The sequence below is a fragment of the Candidatus Parvarchaeota archaeon genome (assembly GCA_016866895.1).
Lineage (GTDB): Archaea > Micrarchaeota > Micrarchaeia > Anstonellales > VGKX01 > VGKX01.
Genome location: VGKX01000098.1, coordinates 1 through 4,731 on the forward strand (window position 1 = coordinate 1; position 4,731 = coordinate 4,731).

The following is a 4,731-nucleotide window of genomic DNA, read 5'->3' on the forward strand; positions in this document are numbered from 1 at the left end:
TCCCATGCCCTTTGCCTTTTTCTCGTCAAACAGCCACTTGTCATCAAGGCAGAACGCAAAGCCGAAGCTCTTTGCGCTGTGCAAGGTGGGAAACGCGCTAATTGAAAACCCTTTTTCTTCGTAAAGCCTCCCGGCGTTTTGCCTGGTTACCTGCACGACTTTGACAAATGGATAATCGATGCCGAGGTTTTCAATTCCCTGCGGCCCGAAAATATAAAGCTCCTCCTTCCTGCCCATAAGCTTCAAGGTGGACAGAAGGCCGAAGATTCCAAGATAATGGTCAAGGTGCATGTGGGTAATGAATATCGCCTTTACAGAGCCATATCCAACTGCGTATTTCATCATCTGGCGCTGGCTTCCCTCGCCGCAGTCAAACAAAAAGACGTTGCCGAATTTGACTGCAAGGCCCGGCAGGTTGCGCTGCACTGACGGCACCGATGCGCCGCTTCCAAGAACGGTGATTTTAATCATTGGGATACCTGTGATAATTGCGATGGGAACCCACTTAAACTGCTGCCAGCGTCAGTTTACTGACTGTTTGCGGCTTTTGGAACCGGCCGACTCGCACCTTTTTCCTTCGCGCTTATTTTATTTTTCCGGACTTGACAAGCTCAACTATCAGCTGTACTGTTTTTTTCACGTCGGCAAGATTGCAGGTGGAGACGTTTGAGTGTATGTATCTGGATGGTATGCAGATTGCAATGCATGGTATGCCGCCATTCATGTTGTAGACAGAGGAGGCGTCAGTGGCCCCGCCCTCAACCACCTCAAGCTGGCAGGCAATCTTTTTTTTCTGCGCAACCTCGATGACGCTTGCGGCAAGCTTCTTGTCGGCAACATTGCCCCTGCCTGACGCCTCTACAATGGTGATTGCAGGACCGCCGCCTATTTTCACAACCCCGTCCTCCTCCTTCATCTCCGGGTGGTCGCCTGCCACCGCAGTGTCAAGTGCTATAAAGCACGAGGGCCGAAGGTTGTAGGCAGAAATCATTGCGCCCTTTCCAAATGTCGAGACCTCCTCCTGCACAGTGCCCACAAGAACCACGTTTTGCCCCCTTAGCGCCTTTGCAACCTCGACAAGTGCAAAGCAGCCAATCCTGTTGTCAATTGCCTTTCCGGTTATTGTGCCGTTTGCAAGCTGGCGCAAGGACATGTCAAAGCATATTGGGTCGCCAATTTGCACGCCAAGCTTTGCTGCCTGCTTGTCTGATTTGCAGCCCACATCAATGAACAGGCTTGCAGCCTCAATGGATTTTTCCGCCTCGGAGGATTTGGTGACATGGGGCGGCTTGTTGCCAATCACGCCGTAAATCTTGCCTTTTTTTGTCTTGATGACGACGCGCTGGTTGACAAGCATCCGATTGTCAATCCCGCCTATTTTCGCAAACCTCAAAAAGCCCGATTTTGTTATGAATTTTACAAGAAGCCCTATTTCGTCCATGTGGGCGGCTATGACAATCGGGCCTGGTAGCGTGCCCTCCCGCCTCCTTGCAGATGCCTGGCTTTTTGGCCTTGCAATCACATCGCCCATCATGTCAAGCTCGACTTCATACCCGCACTGCTCAAGTCTGCTTTTCAGGACTGCCGTTATCTCCTCCTCGTGGGCCGGGATTCCAAACGCGTCTGTGAATGCCGCAATTTCTGAAAACCTGTAGTCCATTGAAAACACCCCATTGTGCTGAAAGCCGAAATAATGTTGCCTGTTCAGACAGGCGTGCTTGTGAATGTGATTACCGTGCTTTTTACTGATGAGGGCGCGTCAGAGCCGATTATTATCCTAAAGTACGTGTAAAACTCATAGGAAGAAGTATTGTACCATAGCGAATTGCACACTGTCTGGAGGGAGCCTGAAAACTCGGTGAAGCTTGTGTTCAGGCCGCTGCAGGAGCCTGGCTGCCTCACAGCGCCCCAGAACTGGAATTGCGGGCTTGTGCCGCCGATGAAGCTTGAGGCGGTTGTCGAGGATGAAAGGGAAACCGAGATGTTGATGTTGCCTGAATTTCTGACAATTACCCCAGTATCCCCGTTTGTGGTGTTGGAGGACTCGTTTGTCATAAGGGTGATTGTGCCACCGGTAAACGAAACATACCTGAATGAAAGCGAGGAGCCGGAGTTGTTTGTGAATATAAGAAGCTGGTTCAATGAAGAGCAGGGGGTCGCCCAGAGTGCGGAAGGCGAGGAGTTTTGCGCCGTAAGCAAGACCCAAAGCGAGCCGGCGGTATCATTTACATTGAGCCCGTTGAGGCACGCATACTGGCTTGTGAATATGTTTCCAGTGCTTGTGTTTTCCGAAACCCAGATGCCAACATTCGTGTTGTTGGTCACGTTGTTTGAGGAGAAGTTGTTTGAAGAGGAGAGATTGAGAACGACCCCCCACCCATTGCCATAAATTGAATTGTTTGCAATCGTATTGTTATTGGACTGGAGTATGTAGAGGCCATAGACTGAATTGTTGAAAATCGTGCTGTTGATGACAGTGTTGTTGTAGGACGGGTCTATGACAATTCCGTATGCAAAGCCCGATATGTTGGCGTTTTTTAAAGTCACGTTCACGGCCCCCGAGAGGTTGATGGCAATTCCGCTGCCATTGCCCAAGATGCCAAAGCCGCCAAAGTCAATTACAGTGTTGTTTGCAGTTATATTGAGGCACGTGCCCTGGCTGCTTATTGGCCCTGTCAGCGAATAAGACTCAGGGACTGTTATTGCCTGGCATGAGGAGATGAAATTGGAGAAGTTGTTGATGGCAAATGTTGAAAACCCTGTCACGTTGAAGGTGAGCAAAAGAGTTGAGCTGTTCCAGGCCACCCCAGAGCACACGCCGGCAGAAACGCAATTTGAGCCAGAAGATACTGCAAGGGAGCGGTTGGAGGTGAAGTTTGCAAAATAGTAGATTGTCGGGGTGTTGGAGCTGTTGTAAATGCCGCTTGCATTGATGGTGATTTGGGATTGGGCATTGAAAGATGCATCCAGCGAGGCAGAATTGGCGGAGACGATGCCTGCATCTATCACGATATTGGCATCATAGTTCTCCCCTCCCGCATCAACGCCGTAGCTTTCCGGAAACTTGATAGTCCCTTTCCCCACAGCCTCAAGGGTGAGGTTTGTGACATTGTTAATGTTTTGGACAAGGGAAAAGTTGGTGGATGCGCCTGCAAAGCCTGTTGCAACAGGCGCGGTTGGCAAGACTATTTTCACTGTGCTTGAGTTTATTGCGCTTGAGTTGTTGGTCCCGTCGTATGCAACAAATTCGAAAGTCCAGTTTTGCCCCTTTGATAAAAGAGCGCTTGAAATGTTTGCAATGTTTGTCTCTGTCGAGTTTTGGGCGTTTGCAAAAGTGCCAGTCGAATTTAGGGCGCCGTTAAGATACCACTTGTAAGTATAATTGATTGTTGCCGAGTTGTTGCTTGAGGCGTTTGCCCAACCAAGAAGGCTGGAAGTTGAGTAGGCACTTGTGCCCCCAGATGAGTTGAATATTCTTGAAGACAGTGCAGAGGGGGGCGTTGTGAAGTAGACAGTTATCCTGATGTGGTCAACATAAACCGTGTCTGGTGGCGGAGTTTCCATGCCGGCAAGATTGGAGCTTAATGCAATCCCGAAGTCCGCAGCGTTTATGTCCGATGCCGACCAGTCAAGTCCCCACAAGTCCGTGCTGTTGCCATATGGGAAATACGCATCATTGAGCGGGTAGCCCGAGGCATTTGCGCGCTGCGCCCCAGACACGTTGCCGCCTTTGACTATTTTTGTACTGTTATCAGTGCTTGAATAGCCGTTGTCCTTTTTTTCTATCTCTGCAAATATGCCGGTTATTGTGGCTGTGGGCGGGATTGAAAAGCCAAAATTGGTGGCTTTCAGGTAGTTGGAAACAGACGGCATAGTATTGGCAAAGCCGACTGCGCTTGCAGATTGATTGTCGCTTGAGTTGATATAAGAGGCGTTTCCCCAGCTTCTGGAGCCTGTTGAATTGTCATTTGAAAAATTGGATGGGGAGAAGGGCCCTTGGAAGGAGGCACATGCAGACCCAAGGAGAAAGGCCAATGCTAGGAATGAAAAAAACGCAGGCTTTTGGCTTGTGTTCATGCACCTATTTGGATTTGATGATATTTAAGTATTATTACAGGCACTGCAAGCAGGATTCGGCACGACAGAAACTAGTTTTCAAAATGCTTTCAGAATTCATTTGATAGTTTTATCCTTTTCAGAGATTAACGGTAAGAGATTAGGTTAAAGATTTGAGGATATTACACTGAAATAAGTATTAAGTGAAATTAGAAGCGGGTTTAGAAAAGTTTGGTTCTTTAGGGGGTTTAGAAAGGAGGTTCTCTAGGGGGGTAAAGGGGGGACGCTAGTCCCCCTTTGCCTAGGGCGAGATTTGAACTCGCGGCTTCCAGATTTCGCAATCGTGCCCTTGTATATCATCGCCTTGTGGCTCATCACTCACAAAAGCAAATAAAGTTTTATGAGTCTGGCACTCTAACCAGGTTGCTCCGCATGCCACTTTTGGGCAAGGCGAAAAGCCCTGCGATTAAAATTGGCGGCGTCTGAGTTACCTAGGCATTGTGGAGAATTAGGCTGCCAACAAATAAAAATGGCAAGCATGTGCTCCAAGCTTGCGGGATTGGAAAGGCGGAGGGGGTCGGCGGATAGGTGGCTTGCCAAAATCCTGTTTCGCGATTTGTTTATATTGCTTGCAAGGCAATACGCAAGGCATGGAGCTAAAGCTTGGCACCCGCA

At 49.1% G+C, this 4,731-nt stretch carries 3 protein-coding genes and 1 tRNA gene; all 4 read right to left on the reverse strand.

The features are described 5' to 3' along the window. The coding region (locus FJZ26_04290; GenBank protein MBM3229623.1) for an MBL fold metallo-hydrolase at nucleotides 1–471 on the reverse strand (471 nt) is incomplete at its 3' end. Between the two features lie 112 nt (nucleotides 472–583). Further along, complete coding sequence (locus tag FJZ26_04295; protein ID MBM3229624.1) at nucleotides 584–1,660, reverse strand: M42 family metallopeptidase; 1,077 nt, start codon at nucleotides 1,658–1,660, stop codon at nucleotides 584–586. Nucleotides 1,661–1,704: 44 nt separating this feature from the next. Further along, a complete protein-coding gene (locus tag FJZ26_04300) occupies nucleotides 1,705–4,077 on the reverse strand; it encodes a hypothetical protein (protein ID MBM3229625.1) in 2,373 nt (790 codons plus the stop codon). Nucleotides 4,078–4,354: 277 nt separating this feature from the next. Beyond that, nucleotides 4,355–4,492 (reverse strand) — tRNA-Met (locus FJZ26_04305). Between the last annotated feature and the right edge of the window lie 239 nt (nucleotides 4,493–4,731).

Coding starts and splice junctions, on each gene's coding strand:
- FJZ26_04300 (MBM3229625.1), bottom strand. CDS start 4,077: ATGAACACAAGCCAAAAGCCTGCGTTTTTTTCATTCCTAGCATTGGCC.
- FJZ26_04295 (MBM3229624.1), bottom strand. CDS start 1,660: ATGGACTACAGGTTTTCAGAAATTGCGGCATTCACAGACGCGTTTGGA.